Below are 24,341 nucleotides of genomic sequence, written 5' to 3'. Positions count from 1 at the left end.
CTATGAAAATTACTTTTTACGGACACGCCTCGTTAGGAATAGAAATTGGTGGATTAAACATTATTGTAGATCCCTATATTTCGCCCAATCCAAAAGCTGCACACATTGATGTCAATGCATTGAAAGCAGATTATATATTACTGACTCATGCTCACGGAGATCATATTGCTGATGTGGAAACAATTGCCAATAACACAAAGGCAACCATCGTTTCCAATGCAGAAATTGCAGGATATTATGCCAATAAAGGTTTTGAAACACATCCGATGAATCACGGTGGAAGTTGGACCTTCGATTTTGGAAAAGTAAAATTTGTTCAGGCCATTCACTCCAGCAGCTTCCCGGACGGAAGTTATGGTGGAAATCCAGGCGGTTTTGTAATTGAAGGCGAACATAAAAATATTTACATCGCTGGAGATACCGCGCTAACGTTTGACATGCAACTCATTCCGCTTCGCACTTCGTTAGATCTAGCCATTTTGCCTATCGGAAATAACTTTACAATGGATGTAGAAGACGCAATCATTGCCTCAGATTTTGTGGAATGCGATACGATTTTGGGCTACCACTTTGACACTTTTGGCTATATAGAAATTGACCACAAAGAGGCTGTAAAGAAATTTTTTGATGCCGGAAAAGATTTGATGTTGCTCGAAATTGGTGCATCAATTGAATTGTAAAATTTTATTGAAGCGGATGGCTTGGGCTCGTCATTGCGAGTTTAGAAGCAATCTCTTCCATTTTTCCGCTTTCCTTCCAAATCTCCCGATAAAAAGTCGGGATCCCGATAACTATCAGGACTTCAATCGGAGCTATGCAGCAAACTTTTCGCTACTATGAAAACACAGTTTATTTATTTCATCGCACTTTTTTTTACCATTTCCCTTTCCGCCCAACAAACCGGATATTGGGACAAAACCCGCGTCACTAGCAAAGAAATTACACTAGGAGCCGGAAACAGAATATCGGTGAAGTCCGAAGATTTTCCCAAAGGAACGACCGAAATCATTTACCGAATTACGCTTCTTGATGACAACCAACAATTAGCAACCAGCTTAGTATCATTGCTAAAATCAGTTCCAGATCCTTCAGGAATCAGTCAAGGTTCTGCAGGTGCCGTTTTCTTAATGTCCAAGATTTCTGGCGATGATAAATGTACGTATGCCTTATTTTCATCAGAAGAAAAGGCAACCAATTACAAAGAATCTGGGCAATCAGACGTTGCTTGCTTTGTTCAAAACACACCTTTGAGCAAGGAAGCAAAATTATTTTCTTTGGAAAATTCAAAATGTTTAAAAGCAAATTCTCAAAATATTTGGTTTGCTTTTGAAAGTCAGAATTGGATTATGAAACAAAAAATTGTTTTAGAAATCGTGCCTTGGGTAGATACTAAACTAAGTAGAGGTTGGAGTCAAGACAATAAAAAATCAATTATTGATTTGTGCAAGACCTCCGACTTAGCAGAATTAATGGGGAATTCTAATGATTTTTGCGTTTGCATTTTAGAACAGTTCATGCAGAAATATACATTTCCTGAGTATCAAAAACTCTTAGCGGCTGAAAAATCAAAAGCGTATAAAGATTTTGGGGCAAAATGTCTTACCAATAAACCAGAAAATCAAGCCATCTTGAATACGGTTCGCATCAGCTCCTTTCAATATTTCAATAGCAAAAAGTACGACCGTGCTATTCGATTGTTAAAAGTCGGACTTATTGACAACGGCAATGGAAAAGTGATGGATTACAACGCTTTGGGAACCTATTACCTTTATTCCAAGCAGTACGAAAAGGCAACACAAGCCTTGCAAGAAGCCGAAAAAATGGACGAAAGCGAATTGTTGATTCAATTGAATTTGGCACACGTTTATCTTCTTAACGACCAATACAATGATGCAAAAACGGTGCATAAAAAGTACAAAAACCAAAATGTTTCGGCTACAGAAAGTTGGATCAACCGTACCAAAGCCGATTTTGAGGAAATGAAAAAAGCAGGAATTCAGTCGGATAATTTTGAGCGTATTTTGAAATTAATTCAGGAATAAATCATGTTGCAAGCTACTTACCAAAAATATGTGCTGGATTTTAAACGCGCTTCGGGAACTTCACGAGGTGTTTTGACACAGAAAGAAACCTGGTTTTTAATTCTTGAAAACGGTGGTAAAAAAGGTATTGGCGAATGCGCAATTCTTCGCGGATTGAGTATTGACGACCGACCGGATTACGAAGAGAAATTGCAATGGGTTTGTCAAAACATTGCTTTAGGAAAACAAAAACTTTATGATGCCTTGACTGAATTTCCATCCATTCAATTTGGCGTTGAAATGGCATTTTTATCAGTAGAAAGTGATCATCCATTAGAATTATTCCCTTCAAAATTTACACAAAGTAGCGAAAGCATTCCTATAAACGGTTTGGTTTGGATGGGCGAACCTGCTTACATGAAGGAACAAATTGAACAGAAAATCGCGGAAGGTTTCAACTGCATCAAACTTAAAATTGGAGCAATTGATTTTAGTAAAGAACTCGAATTATTGCAGTTCATCCGAACCAATTTTGATTCAAATACCATGGAAATTCGGGTGGATGCCAACGGTGGATTTTCGCAAGAAGAAGCACTTTCGAAGTTAACAGAATTGCATCAATTTGATTTACACAGCATCGAACAACCAATTAAGCAACATCAGATTGCTGAGATGAAAAAGTTGTGTCAACAAACACCATTTCCAATTGCATTGGACGAAGAACTCATTGGTGTTTTTTCGCTTGACGATAAAGAACGACTTTTACAAGAAATAAAACCGCAATACATCATATTAAAGCCAAGTTTGGTGGGTGGATTTCAAGGTACTCAAGAATGGATTGCAGTTGCTGAGAAATACAATATCGGTTGGTGGATTACTTCTGCTTTAGAAAGTAACATCGGTTTAAATGCGATTGCGCAATTTACCTTTACACTTCAATCAGCTTTGCCGCAAGGTTTGGGAACGGGCGGTTTGTATACTAATAATTTTGATTCGCCTTTGGAAGTAAAAGAAGGACAATTGTGGTACAATTCTCACTTAAAATGGGCGATAAATGTGCCAAATTTCATTTTTAACCGTTAATTTTCTAGCTCGCAAATATGCAGAGTTTGAAATGTTATCATTTGTGGCTTGAGTGTGATATAATACTTCATGATTTCTATTTTAACATTAAATTTTTTTATCCCGCAAGGACGTGAAGTTCGAGCTGCTTTTCTTTGCGACTTTGCGAGCCAATTTTTTAAACCAGAACCAGAAAAATTCTTAAGCGAAATTACATTTGAACACCGATGCATATTCCCTATCGGCAAAAATTTCTAAAAGAAAAGTTAAAAACTACGCAAACGAGTTAGTTTGCAATCGATAAAGTATTTCAACTTATTTAGATGTCATATATTAGCACCGCAAAAAACAAGTTATCTTGTACTTGCAAAACACTAACTATTTAATTAACATACACATGTTTAAAAAAATTATTTTATTCGTTACCCTTTCGATAATGGTAATGCCGGCAACGGTTAAGGCCGATGAAGGAATGTGGTTTTTAATGTTCATCGAACGTTTGAATCACAGAGATATGCAGAAAATGGGTCTTCAATTGACTGCAGAGGAAATTTATAGCGTTAACAATTCAAGTTTGAAAGACGCAATCGTTCAATTTAACGGCGGTTGTACTGCTGAAATGGTTTCAAGCCAAGGGTTGGTTTTAACAAACCACCACTGTGGATACGATGCGATCGCAGAACTTTCAAGCGAAGAACAAAACTACTTGAAAAATGGTTTTTGGGCAGCTACCAAAAAAGACGAGATGAAACCAAAGTCACTATACGTTCGATTTTTTGTACGTATGGACGATGTTTCTAAAAGAATGTTAGCCGTTGTAAACGACAAAATGACTGAATTAGAGCGTGAAAAAGCTTTAAATCAAGAAATGGCAAAAATCCAGAAAGAAAATGACGGCGGTGGAAAATATACCGTTTCTGTTCGTCCGTTTTTTCAAGGAAATGAGTACTACTATTTTGTATATCAAGATTACACAGACGTTCGTTTAGTAGGTACGCCTCCAGAGAGTGTTGGAAAATTTGGTGGCGACACAGACAACTGGGAATGGCCGCGTCACACAGGCGACTTCTCTCTGTTTAGAGTATATGCGGATAAAGACGGAAATCCTGCAGAATACGCTGCGGATAACGTGCCTTTGGAACCAAAACACCATTTGCCTGTAAGTTTGAAAGGTGTTCAAGAAAATGATTTTGCTATGATTTTAGGTTATCCAGGAAGAACAAACCGTTGGATGCCGGCGGGTGGAATTGACCAGAACGTAAAGTATGCTTACCCTGCTTGGGTTGAAGGTGCTAAAACGGGTATGGACAACATGAAGAAATACATGAAAGTAGACGAAAAAGTAAACTTAATGTATGCTTCTAAATTTGCATCTACTGCAAACTACTGGAAAAACCGTCAAGGAATGATTGATGCTTTGACTAAATTTGGAACAGCAAAAACCAAAGCAGGTCAGGAAGTTAAATTTGACAAATGGGCAAACAAATCAGCAAATAAAGAAAAATACGGAAACGTACTTTCTACAATCAATAAATATTACGCAGCTACAGATTTAAAGTCAGGTCACGATAGTTATTTGATGCAAGCGTTGAGAACGGCTACTTATAGTGTTTTACCAGCTAACTTAGGAAATGGTTTGATTGCTTATGCTGGCGAAAATGAAGCAAAAAGAGCAGAAATGTTGCCAAGACTTCAAGGGGCTTTGGAAAATTATTACGGTGAGTTTTATGCTCCATTAGAAAGAGATGTTTTTGCTGCTCAAATGAATTTGTATGCAAAAAAAGGAGCTGCTTATGGTTTGCCTTCAATGGTTGCTAAATTAAGTGCTGAAAACGGTGGTGATTTTACGCAATTTGTAAATAACGCTACGGAGAAAAGTATTTTTTCAAGTAGAGAAGCAGTGGAGGAGTTTATGAAGAATCCAGATGCAGAAGTGGTTAAAAATGATCCATTGTATCAAATTTCAACGGATTTATTGAACCAATACCGTGCAAAATCGCCAGAATTGGGAGCTATGGAAAATGATTTTCAAAAGTCATTTAGATTATTAGTGGAAGGTTTGAGAGAGTCTAAATTGAATGCAATTCAGTATCCAGATGCCAATTCAACTTTGCGGTTGACTTACGGTAAAGTAAGAGCTTTGCCAGCGGACAAACGTAACGATGCAAAAATCAACAATTACACCACGATGGACGGAATGGTAAAGAAATACAAAAAAGGCGATGCCGAATTTGATATGCCAACCAAAATCATCGAAATGAACAAAGCAAAAGACTACGGTCAATATGCTGATAAAGCAGGTTTCATGCCGGTAAATTTCTTAACGGATAACGACATTACAGGTGGAAATTCAGGTTCGCCCGTATTGAACGGAAAAGGAGAATTAATCGGTCTTGCCTTTGACGGAAACATCGAAGCTATGGCAGGTGACGTTATTTTTGACCCGAAATTACAAAGAACAATTAACGTAGATATTCGTTACGTACTTTGGATTATCGACAAATATGCTGGTGCAAAACACATTATTGATGAAATGACGATTGTGAAGTAATTCAATTTTATTATTATATAGAAAACCCGAAAGTTTGTGCTTTCGGGTTTTTTGTTGACAAAATACAGTTATCATTCATAAACTCCAATCTCTATATTTCAATTGTACGTATGCTGAAATTTTAGAGACAAGAATTAAGGTTATAAAAATCGAAATACAGGACTGCAGAAACCGATTTATTGTTTGATTATTAGAACTGAAATTGCTGTCAAAAATAAGTGTCAAAATAATAAATACAAGCAAAAAAAGCACAATTTTAATTTGTAGCTTATATGCTCTGTTTTGTAAAACAATATTTTGTAAAACATAAAATAATAAAAATAGTAGTAGAAGTTTAAAATTAAATAAAATGTAGAACAGTGTTAAAAATATTGATGAAAAAATATTATAAAAAGTAAATTGATTAAGATTCATTTCCAATGAAAAAAAATCTAACTTTAAATAATGACATAGTGAGTTCACAATAGCATATAGTAATATGCCTAAAAAAGATTCCAATAGAGCAATTATTACTTTCATATCTTGTTTTCTATTTTAATTACATCCTAGACTAGAAATAGGCTGACTACCATTTAGTACATTTTTCACTTTATCCCAATTCGGCCTAAATTTCTTGGGAATATTAGCAACAGCTTGACCATTATTAGATGCAGCTTGTCCACTATTAACGAAATCTTTAATCTTATTTTGAAAATTTATCCACTTATTATCAGCACTGTTAAAAGCAATTTCTTGCTGAATAGCCTCAGCAATAACACCTGGTAAACTTAGCATGGAGCTTCCATGAGTGATCCTATCAACTCCACGTGTATAAATTACCATACGGCCTAAATTATCGGTAAAATAGCCAAATGATCTATTTCCGCTTACAGGATGACTATAAGACCAAGGATCAGTTATGGTTGAAAAGTACCATTCTCCTGTATTTGAGTTGAAATTACTGCAGACAACGCTTCCCATATTTGGAAAGATGTTTATTTGAAGAATAGCTTTTAGTGGATTATTCGACTGCCACAATGCTGTGTCATCTATATTATAATTTGAATCAACAATTGGAGTAAATGTTAAATCGTCAAAAAAATCATTGATATTAGTTCTTATATATTCAAATAATTCTTTTTGAGTAAAAACTTGTCCATTAGGTTTTTTTGGCATTTGGGAAATTGTAACCGGAAAAAAATCCATATTTACAGCAGCGCCATTGTTTGAATCATTTAAAGTTTGAATTGCAGCTGATGAAAACCAACCAGTTTGAGAATCAATAGTATTAATTTTGTCTTTTACTACCTGCGGAACTTCATATTGTGCTATTTCTTGCCATTTTGGTATTTGGTCGCAAGGAATGTCTAAAAGTAAATACGGGTTTGTCTCTAAAGCATTTTTCAATTGAATTGCAGTTAAAGACAACTGTGCATCCAAACACCCCCCACTTCCGTCAGTAATCCCAATAGTTTGACCTCCAACAACTTCTTGACAAGGAGGTGTTGGTACAGTAGGTGTTCCGTCAGGAGTTGCACCACCTCCGCCACCTGGTGAAGGTACATCTACAATTACTTCAACTTCTTCCTCATTCTCATCAGGGCAAGGGCCATAATTTAGCGTAACAATTAAATCCCAATACGTACAAGTTCTACCTTTTCCTGGACCAGAATGTTCATTATCTTGTTCACAGTTCCACTTCGTAGAAACGCTTTGAAGGCAATTTCCTAAACCATTAAAAGAGCGGTTTGCAATTAAAGTGCTCATTGAAATTTCATGTTCTATCTTTGCTACCGTGCCCCTGTATGGCTTTTTAATATCGGAAAGCCAATCAATTTCTGGGGTATATCTCAATAATTCGAGATTAAAAATTTCGTGTTGGCGATTTACATAAACAATTAAGTTATAAAATTCATTGTTTTTTGCAAGTGGGGTAAATGTTTTAAAAGTATAATAAATAGTGTCGTTCTTTGTGATTTTTATAATTTCATCGGTAATTATAGTTAAATCATCATTAGTAACACCTTTACTTTGTGCCAACTGATTATTGTTTTTGTTGATGTCAAAATTAAGTTTTAACTTTTCTGAAATATCACTAGTAGTTATGTTGGAGCTAAAATCCGAAAGTGTAACGTATTCTATTGGACTTTTCAGTCTGCTTTCCTCTTCAAATGTGTCGTCTTTAGTGTCGCAATTCATAAACAGCAATCCAATTAATGATAGAAAAAGTACAATATGACTTATTCTTTCTTTCTTTCTTTCTTTCTTTCTTTCATGATATATGGTTTTAAGTTATTTAGCTGAAATTTATGAAATATTATTTAGAATAGCAAAATGCTGTATTATTTAATCAATCAATTTCTTAACAGATAATGACATTACAGGTGGAAATTCAAGTTCTCCGGTATTGAATGGAAAAGGAGAATTAATCGGTCTTGCCTTTGACGGAAATATTGAAGCTATGGCAGGTGACGTTATTTTTGACCCGAAATTACAAAGAACAATTAACGTAGATATTCGTTACGTACTTTGGATTATCGACAAATATGCTGGTGCAAAACACATCATTGATGAGATGACTATTGTGAAGTAATTTACTTTAGAATTATAAATTAAGAAACCCGAAAGTTTGTGCTTTCGGGTTTTTTGTTACTCTTTTACTATCACTTTACTATTTTCAGAATGTGCCGAAAATTCCGGAGCATACATACTTTGCAAAGTCGAAATTCCATTATTGAAATTTCCTTGATTGGTCACTCTTAAATCGTATTCTAAAACGTAAGTTCCTTTTTGCAATCGGTCGAAAAAGAAGTTCGTGGAAACGTCTTTTGTGCTTTTGTAGTAACTGAAATTTCCTTTCCATTCATGTTTTGAAATCACATCAACAGGTTCTAAACACGAAGCTCGTAAGTCTTTTAAATGAACGAATTCCAAATCATTTTCCGTTTTAATTATCAAGCGAACCGTCAATAGATCGCCCACTTTCAAGGTTTCATTTGTAATCGCAATCAATTCTTCTCCTTTTGAGGTGGTGACTTTTTTGAACAACTTTTTATCAATGGAAATGGTTTGAGTCGAATCTTTCTTGATGATTGCTAAAGACTCAAAATACTGCCAATACAAACCACCAAAACCCGGAACATCTGATTTGTTTTCTATAGAAATACTGCCCATTTCTGGAGTTATTTCTTCTGATTTATAGTGGATTTTTAAATAACCTGCATTTTGTTCGTCCTCTTTATTCGAAGTTTTTTGTGTAAATAGTTTCTCGTCTCCAATTTCAATTTTAGTATTTTCTTTCAGCGAAGTCCAATCACTTCCTTGATTCATTAATGCAAAAACGGCTTCAGTGGTGGATTTTGTAGAAGACCAACGATTGGTTTGCTTGTTTTTAATCAGCCAAACTTTCATTGCGTCAATTGTTTCCTTGTCTTTATCAATTTCGGCGAAAGCCTCAATCAATAAAGCTTGTGTTGCAATACTAGACTGATACCAACCGTAACCCGAATTATTTTCAATCCAATACATGCCAATCTCATCATTATTTGAAACCGTTTCTTTTAGACTTGTAATTACTTTTTGGGCAAAATCCTTTTCATTAAAACGATTCATAATTAAGGCTAACAAACCTTTTTCGTACAATGAATAAGAAAGCCAATCTGTTTTGCATTGTTTCAATTGCAACTGAATTAGTGAATCTGTTTTGGTCTCAAAAGGATAATTTTTCAAATAAAAACTTCGTGTATATAAGTAATTTAGATCTAAAGTAGACGGACGATCTATTTTTTCTTTTTTAGAATTATTTGCAACAAACTTATGGTCTAAATTCGGAATTCCTTTCGAAACAATTGTTTTATATTTCAAACTGTCTGTAGGAAATAGTTGATTCAAATGCCCAATTCCAGCCAAAATGTGTTGCGAAATAAATCGGTCTTCCGTTCCACCGCTAAACCAAGGAAAACCGCCACTCGCTAACATTTTATCTTCTAGTTTTTTAAACGTATCAGTATTGTTCTGCTTTAATGTATTCAAATCCATCAAAACTGCCAATCGCTTATTCTTCTCCGCATCTGATTCGGTGTCTAATAACCAAGGTGTTTCTGCGAGTACAATTGACTTCAATTCTTCATTCATCTCTAATTTCGAAACAACAGATTTGTCGTCATGCCATTTTTTGAATAAATGCTCAATTTGCGGATGGCTTGAAATGATTTTTTCTGCAATACAATTGGCGTAATATTTTGCAAAAACTTGTTCGGAACATTCGTGTTCATACGTCATCAAATACGGTAGCGATTGTAAGGCAATCCACACCGGATTGGACGTATATTCAAAAGTCAACGCATGATTTTGCAAAGTCGTTGACGTATTATTCTTTAGATTTTCAATTGTGAATTCTCGTTTCGTATTTCCTTTGACCCAAATTGGAATACTTTCCGTAATAAGAATTTTATCGGTTAAAACAGGCAAAATGTTTTCTTCACCGTCGCTCACTGTTCCTGATTTTGCAATGACTTTATAACGTAAACCTTGAACGCCCTCTGGAATGCTAACGTTCCATTTTACTACCACACTTTCTTTGGCTTTGCAATTAAAGACTTTCATATTGTCAGAATTCATTGTAATGGAATCAATCGCGGTATTGGTTGCCGCATCAAAAAGCAATAAAATAGCGTTTCCAGATTTCGTTTCGTTGGTCATGTTCACAACTTTCGTTGCAAATTGAATCTCGTCTTTTTCTCGTACAAATCGCGGCATATTTGGCATGACCATAATGTCTTTCTGCGAAATAATATCCGTTTGAAAATAGCCTGTTTCTGCTTTTTTATTATGACCGAATAACCGCAAGCGCCACTTGGTTAAAGATTCGGGAGTGGTAAAACTGAAATTAAGGTTTCCTTTTGAATCGGTAGTTAAGTTTGGATAGAAGAAGGCGGTTTCATTAAAGTTGGTTCTCGTTTTAACTTGTACCAAATCTTTCATCCCAGTTTTAGTGGTGATAATTAAAACGCCATTTGCTCCGCGATTTCCATAAATTGCAGTTGCAGAAGCATCTTTCAAAATGCTTGCTGTTTGTAAATCATCAGGATTTAGATTTTTAAATTGTTCTGAAGTTACAATTTCACCATCAACTACATATAACGGTTCAGATGGATCATTATTTACAGAACTTACGCCTCTAATCATTATCATTGAACTACCTCCCGGTTGGCCGCTACTACTTACAATGTTTAAACCGGCAACTTGACCTTGAAGTGTTTGTAATAATGATGCATTGGGACGCGATGTAATTGTTACCGATGAAAGGCTTAAACTTCTTTTTGTTTTAACAACATCATAACCTTGCACAACAACTTCTTCTAGTTTATTTTCATCTTCTTGTAAGATAATTTTAAAATTTTTCTGACCGTTATAAACAGCTGTTTCATTTTGGAATCCCAAATAGCTAAAGACCAATACTTCGCCTTTTGCAACGGCAATGGTAAAGCGTCCGTCAAAATCAGTTTGAGCGCCACGAGTTGTTCCTTGAATCATCACAACAGCTCCGGGTAATGGAAGTTCTTTTTCAAAAATACTTCCCGAAACCATTGTAGCATTTGCCGGAATGGAAGCGATGCTTTGTACTTTTTCTAAATAACTCTTGTTGACATATTTACTTCGATCTGTAAAATTAAAACCAAACCAATTGAGTTCAGGATCGGGATTATACGGTTTAAAATGACTGGATGTAAAACTTAAATTTCTAAACTGTATCGTGTTATTATACCAATATTCAGTTTGGTAAATAACTTCGGGTAAATTTCTATTCTTGTAAAATTCCTGTACTTTCCAATCGCTAGTTGTAAACTGATCTAAAGAAGAATCATACATGCTGGCCAAAACTTCCGATTGCAATTTTGAATTTTTAAGTACAAAAGACCAATTTTCGAGACTTCCGGGTTCCACTTTATTTCGCATACTCACAATTTCAAATTCGAGGTTATTTGTGATGTCGTCTTTTAAAATTGAAAACTGATCTTCTACATACGTGTTTTCCCATAACGTTGAAAAGTGAAAATGAACATCGTTCCTGTATTTTGCTTTACGCGAAATTTTCACCACGCCGTAGCCGTTTTTTAATTGAGTTACTAGTTCTGATTCTTGCTTATTATCATTATACATTCTTGTTGTAATGTACAAATCAGGTATAACCGATTTTAATTCAAAAACAAAATGTGACGCATCTGACTCAATTTGAGAATAAGTGAAAAGTTCTTTTTTATCGGCTATTTTTATTTTTGAAATGAGTTCAAAGGTGCGATCACTAACAATTTCATTTCCGTTTTGATCGTTCGCTTTAAGGATAATTTTATAATTAGCAGTTCTAAATTTTTTCAAAAAAGACAAGTCAACAACTTTAGATTTTTCAGTGTCAAAATTGATAGTCATAACTTCTTTTTCAGTTATTTCAATATCTTTTTTATCGTAAGCTTCATAAGGAAATAAGCGTTCGAATTCTTTCTTTTCGATGCTTTGCAATTCGGGAAACCGCTCTCTTTGAATTAGAAAATCGGACGCATTTTGTTCAATAAACGTAATACTTCCCTTGGCGTTTATAGGAAAGTCGTTTAAAGTGGTAGCTACTATTTCCATCGAATTTTGATCTTCTTGCACAAGTACAGGTTCAATGACACAGTTGAGTTTAAGCATTTCTTGTCCCACAGCGATTCGGGAAGTTGCCGTTCTTGTTTCGCCATTTAAATCAGTGATGGAAACATTTAAATTATAATTAATAACGTTTACGGTCGCATTTGTGCCAATTTCTAATTCCGCAACAAATTTGATTTCAAAATCACCTTTTTCGTCTGTTTTCGTTTCATTTTCAACGATTTTATATTCATTAGGATTGAAAACATCTTGCATCTCTATATTTTTTGAGAGCGTGTAAGCCACTTTTACATTTGTCAAATTACTTCCTGCCAAAGATTTGGCGTTGCCTTTTATAATTACAGTATCGCCAATGGTATAATTCGCTGTAATTTTGTCAAAAGTGATTTCAAAAGTCGGTCGTTTATATTCTTCCACTTGAAACTTAAAGCCTTGGTAGTTGGAATAGTTGGCATTGTCCCAAAATGAATGTTCGTCTTCTTTTTTGTTATAATAGTTTGAATCAGCCTCGTAATTATCGGGCTCTTCAATCGTAATGCTGAATTCGCCTGTTAGCACATTTTTCGGAATAACATACTCACCCGTAAAGCTGCCAAATTCATTCGTTTGAATGTCAAAGGTTTTAACCTCGTCTCCATTTGCATCTTCAATAATGACATGAACAGTCAGGTTCGGAACCACACTTTTGAAATAGTTTTTATTTTGAAACATATAGCCTTTAAAAAATACCTTTTGCCCTGGGCGATAAATGGCTCTGTCGAAAAAAACCATTGCTTTTGAATCCAATTTTTCGCCGTCGTCTGTGTTGTATTTTTTACTTTTACTATAAGAAGTGTAAAGTGTATCTTTTTCTTTGATCAAAAGCAAATCAGTAGTAGAAGTTGATCCTTTGGAATCCAAAATAAAACGCGCTTTTCCTGTTTTGTCCGATTTAACCGTAGTTTTCTCATTAATGACCACTGCATTTTCAATAGGCTTTCCCGTTTTTCGATCTAATAAATTAAACGCATCAAAATCATTATTTTTCTGCTGCACAAAATTAATAGTAGAAACTTGAATCACTTTATACGCAAAATCGGATTTGGATTTGTGATACGGATTTTTGGTTTCAAAGTAAATTAAATACTGACCTACATCCATAGGATCCATTAAAATTTCAGTCGTATATTCAAAATGATTGTTCTTGGACGGAAGCGTTTTTACAACAGTTTTCTGTGGCTGATGCTGTTTAATATAAGCCGAAACTAAAGCGTCTCGATCGAAAATGTCATTTCTTACACGTCTGTTGTAATCATTTGTGACCTCCAAATTCTTGAAAACGGATACAGGAATTTTATAATAGCTGACTTTCAACGTATCCACATTTTTATAACTTACAAAAGCGCGGTAGTTTTGAAACGGATAAAAAGCACCCGCTAGATTAATGCTCAAACTCTTTTTAAGTAGGGATTCTTTTAACCGTTCGGCAGTTGCTTTTGCGTTGGGGTTTTCTTTCTGATCTAAAACCTCGTCAATGAGAGCTAAAACTTCAGGGTGATAATTTTGTATGCTTTCCTTCGTCGTTATCGAATTGTAAAAAGTGGCAAAATCAACTTTCAAATCTTGAAGTAAATAGGAATCGCTTGTATTTTCTCGCAAAATTTCGAGCTGGGAAAAGTACAATTTTTGGTCACTTATAAATGTTGAAAATCGATGCATCCGCTCGTAGCGCAAAGCATCAATTTCTTTTAAACTGTTTTGTAAAGCATAGCGTTCATTATTTTGAAAAATGGTTACAATGCTTTTTAATTGCTCGTTCGAAATGGTGTCGGCATTTATTTTTATAAATTCAGACGCATCAGCAAGCAACAAAGGAATGATTTTCGCCGCTTTTTTTTCTGCCAAAGCGTTGAAATTTGTAAAATAATACTTCAATGATTTATCCTGAAGAAAATCATAAACCGACCATTTTTTAGCATCCGTATACGGTGAAATTTCAAAAATAGAACCGAATTTTAAAATCGGTGTTTCATGCAATTGCTTGTCGTCTTTTAGTAAAGTTGTATAGATTTTGGCTATTTCAGTTTCAAAATCTTTTCGAGTCCAAGTATTAAAATCAAGCGAGCTGTTGTGTTCCAAATCAGTTCGTGCATTTATTACATACTGATTTCGCTGGTAGTGACTTTCGAGAAGCGTAGCATAAATAAAACTTAGAAGCGCTTTTTTACTAAATTTGGAATTGGCAATTTCAGCTCTAATGTTTTTTACGATCAACGTTTGCGCATTTTCGTCTTGAATTTGCAGAAATTTGGATTGGTAGAAAAAACACTTTATAATCTGATCTTCTAGATTTTTTCGTTTGGCTTTTATGTAAATTTCATCCACTAATGAACTGGCAGATTTAACTTTTCCGTCCAATTCAAACTGGATTACTTCGCGCCATTCTTGTTGAAAATCTTGTGCAAACCCAAATGATAATGTAAAGAATAAAATGAAGAGTAGAAGTTTTTTCATAAGTCCGGTGTATAATGATATAGAGTACAAAAAAGGGCAGAAGGTTGAAATCACAGCACAACATTTTCTGCTAAGCCAATTTACAACATTTGCGACAACGAAAACTACTAAACATTTTAAAAAACCAAATGATATTCAACTCAAATGCGTATTTTTGAAATCAAATATTGTTTCATGCGGACTTTGATTGTTTTTCTACTTTTATTCACTGTAACTATGGATGCATCTGATTTTAAAAAGGCTGAGTTTCTTTTTCAACAGGAGAAATACACCTTGGCACAACCTATTTTTGAAAATATTGTACGGTCAGAACCTAGTAATTATAAGGCGATAGAATATCTAGGCGATATTGCTGGACATTTTAAAGACTGGAATCTGGCATTGAAATACTACCAGAAATTAAAAATTGCTAATCCACAAAATGCCAATTACCACTATAAATACGGAGGCGTTTTGGGTATGAAAGCAAAAGAGGGAAATAAATTTGCCGCTTTAGGAATGCTTGGCGATGTTGAAAAATCATTTTTAACCGCCATTCAATTAGATCCAAAACACATTGATGCACGTTGGGCATTAATTGAATTTTACTTGCAAGTGCCTGGAATTTTAGGCGGAAGTGAGAAAAAAGCACAGAAATACGCCGATGAACTTTTAGTAATTTCACCTGTGGATGGTTATTTATCGCGAGGACATATTCAGGAATATTTTAGCCGTTACTTAAAAGCCGAACCCGAATTTAAGAAGGCATTTGAAATGGGTCAATCCAAAACTACTTTTGAAAAATTATACAATTTGTATAAAAATAAATTAAATCAATCTAAGAAAGCAGAAGCGTTGAAAATTGCTTTTGACACTAAAAAAAATAAATAATGCGGACTCATTTTATAGCAATTGGCGGCAGTGCCATGCACAATTTAGCTTTGGCTTTACACCAAAAAGGAGATCAAGTAACCGGTAGCGATGACGCAATTTTTGAACCGTCAAAAACACGTCTGGATAAAAAAGGATTGTTACCTATGGAAATGGGTTGGTTTCCAGAAAAAATTACTACAGAAATTGACGCAGTAATTCTAGGAATGCACGCCAAGGCAGACAATCCAGAATTGCTAAAAGCACAAGAATTGGGTTTGAAAATCTATTCGTATCCGGAGTTTTTATTTGAACAATCCAAAAATAAAACGCGGGTTGTAATCGGCGGTTCACATGGAAAAACTACGATAACGTCGATGATTTTGCACGTGATGCATTACCACAATATCGAAGTTGATTATATGGTTGGCGCTCAATTGGAAGGTTTTGATACGATGGTGCATTTGACCAAAGAAAATGATTTTATCGTTTTAGAAGGCGATGAATATTTGTCGTCTCCCATTGATTTGCGTCCGAAATTTCATTTGTACCAACCCAATATTGCATTGATTTCAGGAATTGCTTGGGATCACATTAATGTGTTTCCCACTTATGACTTTTATGTGGAGCAATTTGAAACTTTTATTCAAAAAATAAAAAATGGTGGGATTTTAGTGTATAACGAAGACGATGCCGAGGTGAAAAGAGTGGCTGAAGATGCGACAAATCCAATTCGTAAAATCGCTTACAAAACACCAGAATATACCGTTGAAGATGGAACCACTCTATTGTCAACGCCAGAAGGACCAATGCCAATAGAGGTTTTTGGCGCACACAATTTAAATAATTTGGCTGGAGCCAAATGGATTTGCCAAAACATGGGAGTGGATGAAGCCGATTTCTATGAAGCGATTGCTACTTTTAAAGGTGCTTCGAAACGTTTAGAAAAAATAGCCGAAACGAAAACGGCTGTTGCTTATAAAGATTTCGCACATTCCCCAAGTAAAGTAAAAGCGACTACACAAGCCGTAAAAGCACAATATCCCAATCGGAAATTAGTAGCTTGTTTAGAATTGCATACCTACAGTAGTTTGAACGCCGAGTTTCTAAAAGAATATGAAGGAGCACTTGATGCTGCAGATGTTGCCGTAGTTTTCTATTCGCCTGACGCAGTAAAAATCAAACAACTGGAAGAAGTAACTTACGAACAAATTTCAGCAGCTTTCAAAAGAAATGACTTGATTATTTACACCAACCCACAAGAATTTCAAGATTTTTTGCGTGCCCATGATTTAAAAGAAAGTGCATTGTTACTAATGAGTTCTGGAAATTATGGTGGTTTGAACTTTGATGAGGTGAAAGGAATGCTTTCATAGAAAAATTCTTTTTGTAATAATTAAAAACCAATTAACTTTAAGTTAGTTGGTTTTTACTTTTTAAACTTAAAGTGGCCCACAATCTCATAACTAAATAAACAATCCTCTAAAACTTGGCCACCGCCTAGATTATGCACAATTAAAAAACGTTTCCCATCACGCGATTTTAAATGTGTAACAATCCCAATGTGAGGCATTTTACCACCAATCATCCAAGTCACCATTTCTCCTGTTTTGTAATCAGATGGATTGTTAGTGACTGCTAATTTTTGTCCCTTTCTACTAAAAAATGTTTCTAAATTTGGTACCCGTCGATGGTCAATATTCGTATCGGTTTTTCGCAAACCCCAGGTTTTGGGATATTTTGAGAAATTGGCTTTCATATCTTCGTGCACTTCTTTTTGTAAATCAATACCCAGCTTTCGGTACGCTCGAATAATTACATCTGTACAAACGCCTTTGTTTGAAGGAACATCACCGTTTGGGTATTTAATGGAAACGTATGCACCATCATAAGTAACGTTATCTTTAGTTAAAGTAATTGCGGCATTGGATAATTTCCGGTCAAAAGTTATTTCTTGATTTGGAAAAGAAATCATCAAAAATAATCCTAGAGTATAGAGTAATTTCATTAATTTAGTACTTGATTTTCAGATGTTCAAACGTTTGAAAAGTAGTTTTAGTATTATTCAGATAAATTAAAAGCCATGGAACAGACTTCATTTTCAATTAAACAATGGGCCGAAGACGATAAACCGCGTGAAAAATTAATGCTCAAAGGCAAACAAGTTTTGAGCGATGCAGAACTCATTGCTATTTTAATTGGCTCAGGAAGTCGCGACGAAAGTGCTGTTGATTTAAGTAAACGCATTTTGGGCGAAGCCAGTAATTTAAAAGCATTGGGAAAAATGACACTGCAGCAACTCACTAAATTCAAAGGAATTGGCGAAGCAAAAGCCATTACAATTATGGCAGCGATGGAGCTTGGACGCCGCCGTGGTTCTGAAGAGGAAGTCGAACTCAAAAAGATAACGTCCAGCAAGGCAGCATTTGACATCATCTACCCATTTATTGGCGAATTGCCTCATGAAGAATTTTGGATTCTATACCTCAATAATTCCAATAAAGTCATCTACAAATCACAATTGAGTAAAGGCGGAATTACGGGAACTGTGGTCGATATTCGCCTTGTTTTTAAAATGGCATTTGAACAAAATGCAGTGAATTTAATTCTCTGTCACAACCATCCTTCAGGGATTTTGCAGGCAAGTGAGGCCGACAAACAAATTACAAGAAAGCTAAAAGAAGCTGGAAAAATGCTCGATGTAAACGTAATCGATCATTTAATTGTAACTCAAAATGGATATTTAAGTTTTGCCGATGACGGAATTTTATAAGTATAAAACTTACGTTAAATTGTTGCCGAAAATTTTCTAGATGCCTATCTTTCCCAATTGTAAAATTTAACGTTTTCTGCCGATGATTCGTACGCAACAACTTTTATTTCAGTACAATTCCGAAACACAGTTTCAGTTTTCCGATTTGCAATGCAAAGCAGGAGAAGCCACATTGATCACGGGCGCTTCGGGAACCGGAAAAACGACATTACTGCATTTGCTTGGTGGTCTTTTAAAACCAACATCCGGTGCTATTTTTATAAATGATGTCAATATTTGCACACTTTCCGCCAAGAAATTGGATCATTTTAGAGGTCAAAATATTGGTTTGATTTTGCAAAAAGCATATTTCATAGCTTCGTTAACTGTTTTGGAAAATATTGAGCTAGCTTCTTGGTTAACCGATAATACCAAAAAGAGAGAAAAAGCAATCGAATTATTGTCGCTTTTGGGTTTGGAGCAATCGGCATCCAAATTACCGAGTCAATTGAGTGTGGGGCAACAACAACGCGTTTCCATAGCGAGAGCTTTGATTAACCAACCCAAACTCCTTTTAGCAGACGAACCTACTTCCAGCTTAGACGATGAAAACGCAAAAATTGTAGCAGAATTGTTGGCTACTTTATCACAGAAATACAATGCGGCTTTAATTATAGTGACGCACGATCAACGATTAAAAGAACGTTTTAAAACTACTATTGAATTATGATAGCTAAAATTGCCTGGAAAAACAGTTGGTTTAAGCCACTCAACACCGTTTTGAGCATCATACTTTTGACAGCAAGTGTGGCGATTATTTCCCTCTTGATTTTGTTACAGAAACAATTTGAAAAACAATTTTCGAGTAACATTGACGGTGTGGATTTGGTTATTGGAGCCAAAGGTAGTCCGATGCAACTGATTCTTTCTTCTGTTTATCAAATGGACGCGCCAACGGGAAATATCAATTACAAAGAAGCACAAGTCTGGATGAAGCATCCGTTTGTAAAAACAGCAATTCCATTGGCTTTTGGTGATAATTACCGCGGTTTTAGAATCGTGGGAACTACCGAGGAGTACTTAAAAAAATATGAAGCCAACCTAGTTTCGGGTACAATGTTTACTAAAAACTTTGAAGTAGTATTGGGAAGCGAAGTAGCGCGAAAAATGAACTTTAAAGTTGGGGACAAATTTTTTGGGTCACACGGAGATGCAGAAGAAGGAGAAGTTCATGACGAATATGCTTACATCGTTAAAGGAATTGCGTCACCAACTGGAAAAGTGATTGACAACTTGATTTTGTCAAACATTGAAAGCGTTTGGGCCATGCACCATCATGAAGAAGACGCGACCGCTGCAGCAGAACACCAGCATGAAGAAGGCGACGATCACAATCATGAAGAAGCACACGATCATGAAAGTGACCATGAGATTACCGCAGTGTTGGTCAAATTAAAAAATAAAATGGGTTTCATATTGTGGCCGAGATTGATTGCTCAGAATACCAAAATGCAAGCTGCTTCGCCTGCTATTGAGATCAATCGATTGTTTTCGCTGTTCGGAATTGGATTGGAAGCACTCCAATATTTAGCGTATGGAATCATGCTCATTTCTGGAATTAGTATTTTTATCGCATTGTACAATACCTTGAAAGAACGGAAATACGAATTTGCATTAATGCGGGTTTCTGGAGCAAGTCGTTCACAATTACTAATTTTAGTTTTGTTTGAAAGTATTTTACTTTGTGTCATCGGATTTATTTTAGGCACAATTGTTGGTCGTCTCGGACTGTATCTTATTTCCACTTCCACAGAAGAAAATTATAAAATGGCATTCAATCCATTTGAATTTGCCGGAAAAGAAGAAGGAATTTTATTTTTAACCACTATTTTTGTCGGTTTGATTGCGGCAGTGATTCCAGCCGTAAAAGCATATCGACTTAATATTTCAAAAACGTTAGCAAATGCATAAATCAATTTTTATATCCGCTCTTTTATTGTGTACTTTTTTGGCTTCTGCCAAAGAGACTCATTTTAAAAAAATGTCAAATGTAGAATCAACTGCATCCTATTTTATCGCTTCGCCTATAGATTCTTTAAATTGGAAGCTTCTCGGAATGATTAAATTCATCAAAAAAGCAGATAAGGAATACGGAGAAATCATGTATCCTCAAGTGAGTCCTTTATTGAAACAAAAAGCGTCCAAGCGAATTTCGATGAGCGGTTTCATTATTCCTATTGACAATACCACATTTGCATTGAGTAAATTTGTCTTTGCTTCTTGTTTTTTCTGCGGAAATGCTGGTCCAGAAACCATTATGGGAATCAAATTTAAAGGAGCAACTCCTAAGTTAAAAACCGATCAATATGTAACTTTAGTTGGTACTTTTAGAATCAATGAAAATGATGTGGAAGATTGGATTTATCACATTGAGAATGCAGAAATTGTAAAAGGTAAATAATTTGAAAGCACCTATTTTAGACGTTTTCTTTGATTTAGATCATACGTTGTGGGATTTTGAGAAAAATTCTGCAATGACTTTTGAGAAAATTTTACTGAAAAACAACATTCCAGTGGATCCGGTGGAATTTATAAGACACTATTCTCCCATAAATTATAAATATTGGGATCTTTTTCTGGACGATAAGATTTCGAAAGATGAAATGCGGTACGGTCGATTAATTGATACTTTTGCGGCATTAAATGTGCAAGTAAACCAATCGGCTGTGGAGATTTTGGCGGACGAATATATCCAGTACTTGCCTGATAACAATCATCTTTTTGAGGGAACATTTGAACTTTTAGAGTACCTAAAGCCGAAATATAATTTGCACATTATAACAAATGGTTTTCATGATTTGCAAAATTATAAATTGGATAATTCCAAATTGACACCATATTTTAAAACAGTTACGAACAGTGAATCTGCTGGAGTCAAGAAGCCAAATCCCATTATTTATGAGTTTGCCTTGCGTCAAGCGAATGCCAATAGAGAACAGAGTATTATGATTGGAGACTGCATTCACGCAGATGTTTGTGGCGCGATCAATTGCGGAATGGAAGCCATTCTCTTTAATGAAATCCCTCAAATTCTCGAAGATCAAACAATAAGACAAGTCAATCACTTGTTAGATTTAAAAACATACCTATAACAAGGATAAAAAGTAGAATAATGAAACATGCATTTTTAATGGTATTTGGGTTATGTTCGTTGATGGTGTTTTCACAGAAAATCAATGAATTTGAGTTTGTAGTGGTGCCAACTAAATTTGATTTCCAGCGTGACGAAAATGAATATCGACTCAATACATTATTGAAATACCGTATGGAAGATTATGGCTTCACGGCGTCTTATACTTCAGATCAGATGAATACCAATTATACGGACAGATGCTTGTATTTAAACGCAAATGTAATAGACGAAAGCACCATGTTTCTTACCAAGATTTATATCGTTTTTAAAGATTGCAATAATGCGACCATTTTTCAATCGGATATTGGAACAAGTAAAATCAAAGCAAAAAAAGAGGCGTATAATGAAGCATTACAAGATGCATTGCAATCCGTTAAAGCGATAAATTATAAATTTATTGGTAAGAAAAATGAAGCAAAGACACAAGAACCTCAAAGTGAGGTGAACACCGTGGCTCCTGTTACAACGCTGGTTTCTGATAATACTCTTTTTGCGCAACCAATTCCCAATGGTTTTCAGTTAATTGACTCCAGTCCAAAAGTAATATTGAAGATGCATCGTACTTCACAACCCGACTATTTTATGGCCACTTCAGGCGAAAGAAATGGTTTGGTTTTCAAAAAAGACAGTAAGTGGTTTTTTGAATATTACAAGAATGAAAAACTTATTTCAGAGCAATTGATCATTAAGTTTTAAATCCTAAATCCGTTACAATACGTATCTATCCTAAAATTTAGAGTTCAGCGAGTCAAATTACATTTTAAAATCTTCACAAAATAGCTATTAATTGTGTTTTTAAGAGTACTTTTGCGCAAAATTTGCGGTTCCAATTGTAGTCTTTTACTTAGTTCTATGTTCCATTAGAGCTTGTAAGACAAATTGCGAATCAGCAGTGCTATTTTCTAATAAATTATTGAATTAGTTTTAGAAAAGTTGCATCCATCATTGAAAGAAAATAAATTTTTCGACGCGATTAGTATTCGTGTTTTGTAAAAACATTTTGTAAAAGTATACGCCAATTAACCTCCCCCAAAATCTACATTAATTATAACTTGGCCTATTGTGCCAAAAAAAAATCATGAGTATTTCATGAAAATGAGTATGAAAAAGATAATTTTAGCGCTTTGCAGCTTATGCACTGTAATGTCGTTTGCACAAACCTTGAATGATTACGAATACGTTTCGATCAGTCCGAAGTACAATTTTCAACGCACTCCAGATGAGTACCAACTCAACAGACTTTTGAAATGCCAATTGGAAGAGTATGGTTTCAATGTGCTGTACAACTCTGATCTTGCAAATGTACAAGAAAGTGACCGCTGTTATATTTTAAATGCGAACGTTATTCCTAAGAGTAATATCTTTTTATTTAAGTTTATTATCGAGTTTACGGATTGCAATAATTCGGTAATTTATCAATCTGAAATTGGTGGAAGTAGTGAAAAGGACCACCATGATGCATTTACTGCAGCTTTAGATGGTGCGTTAAAGTCGCCAAATCTGTTGAAGTATAAGTACGAAGGTGTCAAAAGACAAATAATACTTACTAATGGCAATGCTTTGGAAATCACTAAAGTTGAACCTGCTTTAGAAGCGATAAGTACATTGCAGCAAAACCCTAGTGCGTCAACAGAAGTAAAAATAGTAGCATCAGCGCTACAAGATGCAGTAAAAGCTGCTAGTAAAGGTAATAATGACGAAATTGCTAAACCAACAGTTGTAAATAAAAATACGTCTACAGTTGCTGTTTCGACGCCTAAAGTAGTGCCGCAAAATCCTGCTGTGAAAATACCGGTTAAAGAGCAGTCTAAGGCCACGCAAATTACTGCGGAAGTTAAGGCAGAAGTTGATTCAAGCAAAAAAGAGGCTATTCAAAAAGAGGATAGTTTTAGTGGAATGCTGCTTTATGCTCAAGCGATTGAGAATGGATATCAGTTGATAGATACAACACCAAAAGTTATTTTAAAAATAACCAATACATTACAAGCGAATTATTATGAGGCTCGAATTGATCAAAAATTCGGTGCAGTATTTATGAAAAATGACCAATGGGTTTTTGAGTATTTTATTGACGGAAGACTGGTTTCAGAGCCGTTGACGATTAAATTCTGCGATTAATATAATTCTGGTGTAATTTAAAGCGGTACTAATTTCAATTTAAAAAATCGAATTACGCATAAATCAAAAGTATAATGCCCCAAACAACAATTAGTTTTTTGGGGCATTTTTATGTAATCTTGCTTTGCTTTACTAACGTGTTTAGAATGTGTAAACCTGCTTTCTGATAAAATGATGTAATAAATTTATTACAAGACGATTCTTTTGAAAATAAAAAATCCCTTCTGAAAACAGAAAGGATCTTTTAGTCGGGGTGGCAGGATTCGAACCTGCGACCTTCCCGATATTGAATCGGGACGCAATAAATATAATGCTTTGTTAACTAATTCAATTATTCTAATTTTACTCTTCCACTTTTTTATGGCTTTTTGGAGTGTCTACCTTTGCTGAGACGAATTTATTGAGCCCATAAAATAGTATATTTGAATTATGGCAAAAGTTTATGAACAAGAATTTAAGGTTATGTTGGTTGAACTATTAAATTCGGGACGAAAAGTACAGGAAGTAAGTGATGAGTATGGCTTGAATGGCAATATGCTGCGTCGTTGGAGACGTGAATATGAAGCTAAATCAGGTGATTTCTCTAAGAAGCGAGACGTCTCGCCAGAGGAACAAGAACTTAAGGCATTGAGGAAGGAATTACGAGAAGTAACGCTAGAACGTGATATCTTAAAA

17 protein-coding genes and 1 pseudogene are annotated in these 24,341 nt (G+C 35.1%); 15 read left to right on the top strand and 3 right to left on the bottom strand.

What is annotated here, in order from left to right; genetic code table 11:
* Positions 1–2: 2 nt before the first annotated feature.
* The 4 genes from H602_RS0104780 (at position 3) to H602_RS0104760 (ending at position 5,634) form a co-directional block, all read left to right on the top strand.
* Complete coding sequence (locus H602_RS0104780) at positions 3–680, top strand: metal-dependent hydrolase (protein WP_026976994.1); 678 nt, start codon at positions 3–5, stop codon at positions 678–680.
* A 156-nt stretch (positions 681–836) separates the two neighbouring features.
* Positions 837–2,042: a tetratricopeptide repeat protein gene (locus tag H602_RS0104775; protein WP_026976993.1), complete on the top strand. Its 1,206-nt coding sequence runs from the start codon at positions 837–839 to the stop codon at positions 2,040–2,042.
* Positions 2,043–2,048: 6 nt separating this feature from the next.
* On the top strand, positions 2,049–3,104 hold the full coding sequence (locus H602_RS0104770; protein ID WP_026976992.1) for an o-succinylbenzoate synthase: 1,056 nt from the start codon (positions 2,049–2,051) through the stop codon (positions 3,102–3,104).
* Positions 3,105–3,480: 376 nt separating this feature from the next.
* A complete protein-coding gene (locus tag H602_RS0104760; protein WP_035758946.1) occupies positions 3,481–5,634 on the top strand; it encodes a S46 family peptidase in 2,154 nt (717 codons plus the stop codon).
* A gap of 534 nt (positions 5,635–6,168) precedes the next feature.
* Here H602_RS0104760 and H602_RS0104755 read toward each other — a convergent pair.
* Positions 6,169–7,812 (bottom strand): hypothetical protein, encoded by a 1,644-nt coding sequence (locus H602_RS0104755; RefSeq protein ID WP_026976989.1) that lies wholly within the window; start codon positions 7,810–7,812, stop codon positions 6,169–6,171.
* A 154-nt stretch (positions 7,813–7,966) separates the two neighbouring features.
* Between H602_RS0104755 and H602_RS0104750 the strand changes: the two are divergent.
* Positions 7,967–8,206, top strand: a pseudogene (locus H602_RS0104750) (S46 family peptidase); the annotation flags it as partial.
* Between the two features lie 56 nt (positions 8,207–8,262).
* On the opposite strand, the gene H602_RS19280 reads toward H602_RS0104750, so the two are convergent.
* On the bottom strand, positions 8,263–14,754 hold the full coding sequence (locus H602_RS19280; protein WP_026976987.1) for an alpha-2-macroglobulin family protein: 6,492 nt from the start codon (positions 14,752–14,754) through the stop codon (positions 8,263–8,265).
* 174 nt (positions 14,755–14,928) lie between these two features.
* Between H602_RS19280 and H602_RS0104740 the strand changes: the two genes are divergently transcribed.
* The gene (locus tag H602_RS0104740) at positions 14,929–15,624 is read left to right on the top strand and encodes a tetratricopeptide repeat protein (protein WP_026976986.1); all 696 of its coding nucleotides are present in this window, start codon (positions 14,929–14,931) and stop codon (positions 15,622–15,624) included.
* Positions 15,624–16,979 (top strand): UDP-N-acetylmuramate--L-alanine ligase, encoded by a 1,356-nt coding sequence (locus H602_RS0104735; RefSeq protein ID WP_026976985.1) that lies wholly within the window; start codon positions 15,624–15,626, stop codon positions 16,977–16,979. The genes H602_RS0104740 and H602_RS0104735 overlap by 1 nt, the downstream gene beginning before the upstream one ends.
* A 53-nt stretch (positions 16,980–17,032) precedes the next feature.
* On the opposite strand, the gene H602_RS0104730 is transcribed toward H602_RS0104735, so the two are convergent.
* Positions 17,033–17,611, bottom strand: coding sequence for a DUF1287 domain-containing protein (locus tag H602_RS0104730; RefSeq protein WP_026976984.1), 579 nt, complete (start codon positions 17,609–17,611; stop codon positions 17,033–17,035).
* Positions 17,612–17,686: 75 nt separating this feature from the next.
* Between H602_RS0104730 and radC the strand changes: the two genes are divergently transcribed.
* The 8 genes from radC to H602_RS0104690 form a co-directional block, all read left to right on the top strand.
* Positions 17,687–18,376, top strand: coding sequence for a RadC family protein (radC, locus tag H602_RS0104725; protein WP_026976983.1), 690 nt, complete (start codon positions 17,687–17,689; stop codon positions 18,374–18,376).
* Between the two features lie 82 nt (positions 18,377–18,458).
* On the top strand, positions 18,459–19,085 hold the full coding sequence (locus tag H602_RS0104720; protein WP_026976982.1) for an ABC transporter ATP-binding protein: 627 nt from the start codon (positions 18,459–18,461) through the stop codon (positions 19,083–19,085).
* On the top strand, positions 19,082–20,326 hold the full coding sequence (locus H602_RS0104715; RefSeq protein ID WP_026976981.1) for an ABC transporter permease: 1,245 nt from the start codon (positions 19,082–19,084) through the stop codon (positions 20,324–20,326). The genes H602_RS0104720 and H602_RS0104715 overlap by 4 nt, the downstream gene beginning before the upstream one ends.
* Positions 20,319–20,816 carry a hypothetical protein gene (locus H602_RS0104710; protein WP_026976980.1) on the top strand — a complete coding sequence of 166 codons (498 nt, stop codon included), beginning with the start codon at positions 20,319–20,321 and terminating at the stop codon, positions 20,814–20,816. The genes H602_RS0104715 and H602_RS0104710 overlap by 8 nt, the downstream gene beginning before the upstream one ends.
* 1 nt (position 20,817) lies before the next feature.
* Entirely contained in the window at positions 20,818–21,507 is a 690-nt protein-coding gene (locus tag H602_RS0104705; protein WP_026976979.1) for a YjjG family noncanonical pyrimidine nucleotidase, read from the top strand.
* Positions 21,508–21,527: 20 nt separating this feature from the next.
* The gene (locus H602_RS0104700; protein WP_026976978.1) at positions 21,528–22,244 is read left to right on the top strand and encodes a hypothetical protein; all 717 of its coding nucleotides are present in this window, start codon (positions 21,528–21,530) and stop codon (positions 22,242–22,244) included.
* Positions 22,245–22,649: 405 nt separating this feature from the next.
* Entirely contained in the window at positions 22,650–23,666 is a 1,017-nt protein-coding gene (locus H602_RS0104695) for a hypothetical protein (protein ID WP_157504912.1), read from the top strand.
* Positions 23,667–24,095: 429 nt separating this feature from the next.
* Positions 24,096–24,341, top strand: a 246-nt coding sequence (locus H602_RS0104690; protein ID WP_035758939.1) for a transposase, incomplete at its 3' end; no start/stop codon positions are given.

It is taken from the genome of Flavobacterium tegetincola DSM 22377, assembly GCF_000425485.1.
Classification (GTDB): domain Bacteria; phylum Bacteroidota; class Bacteroidia; order Flavobacteriales; family Flavobacteriaceae; genus Flavobacterium; species Flavobacterium tegetincola.
This window is presented reverse-complemented; position numbering and strand designations above follow the sequence as displayed.

What these genes read in the sequence shown, in the direction of transcription:
- H602_RS0104780 (WP_026976994.1), top strand. Translation starts at nt 3, where the DNA reads ATGAAAATTACTTTTTACGGACACGCCTCGTTAGGAATAGAAATTGGT.
- H602_RS0104775 (WP_026976993.1), top strand. Translation starts at nt 837, where the DNA reads ATGAAAACACAGTTTATTTATTTCATCGCACTTTTTTTTACCATTTCC.
- H602_RS0104760 (WP_035758946.1), top strand. Translation starts at nt 3,481, where the DNA reads ATGTTTAAAAAAATTATTTTATTCGTTACCCTTTCGATAATGGTAATG.
- H602_RS0104755 (WP_026976989.1), bottom strand. Translation starts at nt 7,812, where the DNA reads ATGAATTGCGACACTAAAGACGACACATTTGAAGAGGAAAGCAGACTG.
- H602_RS19280 (WP_026976987.1), bottom strand. Translation starts at nt 14,754, where the DNA reads ATGAAAAAACTTCTACTCTTCATTTTATTCTTTACATTATCATTTGGG.
- H602_RS0104740 (WP_026976986.1), top strand. Translation starts at nt 14,929, where the DNA reads ATGCGGACTTTGATTGTTTTTCTACTTTTATTCACTGTAACTATGGAT.
- H602_RS0104735 (WP_026976985.1), top strand. Translation starts at nt 15,624, where the DNA reads ATGCGGACTCATTTTATAGCAATTGGCGGCAGTGCCATGCACAATTTA.
- H602_RS0104730 (WP_026976984.1), bottom strand. Translation starts at nt 17,611, where the DNA reads ATGAAATTACTCTATACTCTAGGATTATTTTTGATGATTTCTTTTCCA.
- radC (WP_026976983.1), top strand. Translation starts at nt 17,687, where the DNA reads ATGGAACAGACTTCATTTTCAATTAAACAATGGGCCGAAGACGATAAA.
- H602_RS0104720 (WP_026976982.1), top strand. Translation starts at nt 18,459, where the DNA reads ATGATTCGTACGCAACAACTTTTATTTCAGTACAATTCCGAAACACAG.
- H602_RS0104715 (WP_026976981.1), top strand. Translation starts at nt 19,082, where the DNA reads ATGATAGCTAAAATTGCCTGGAAAAACAGTTGGTTTAAGCCACTCAAC.
- H602_RS0104710 (WP_026976980.1), top strand. Translation starts at nt 20,319, where the DNA reads ATGCATAAATCAATTTTTATATCCGCTCTTTTATTGTGTACTTTTTTG.
- H602_RS0104700 (WP_026976978.1), top strand. Translation starts at nt 21,528, where the DNA reads ATGAAACATGCATTTTTAATGGTATTTGGGTTATGTTCGTTGATGGTG.
- H602_RS0104695 (WP_157504912.1), top strand. Translation starts at nt 22,650, where the DNA reads ATGAAAAAGATAATTTTAGCGCTTTGCAGCTTATGCACTGTAATGTCG.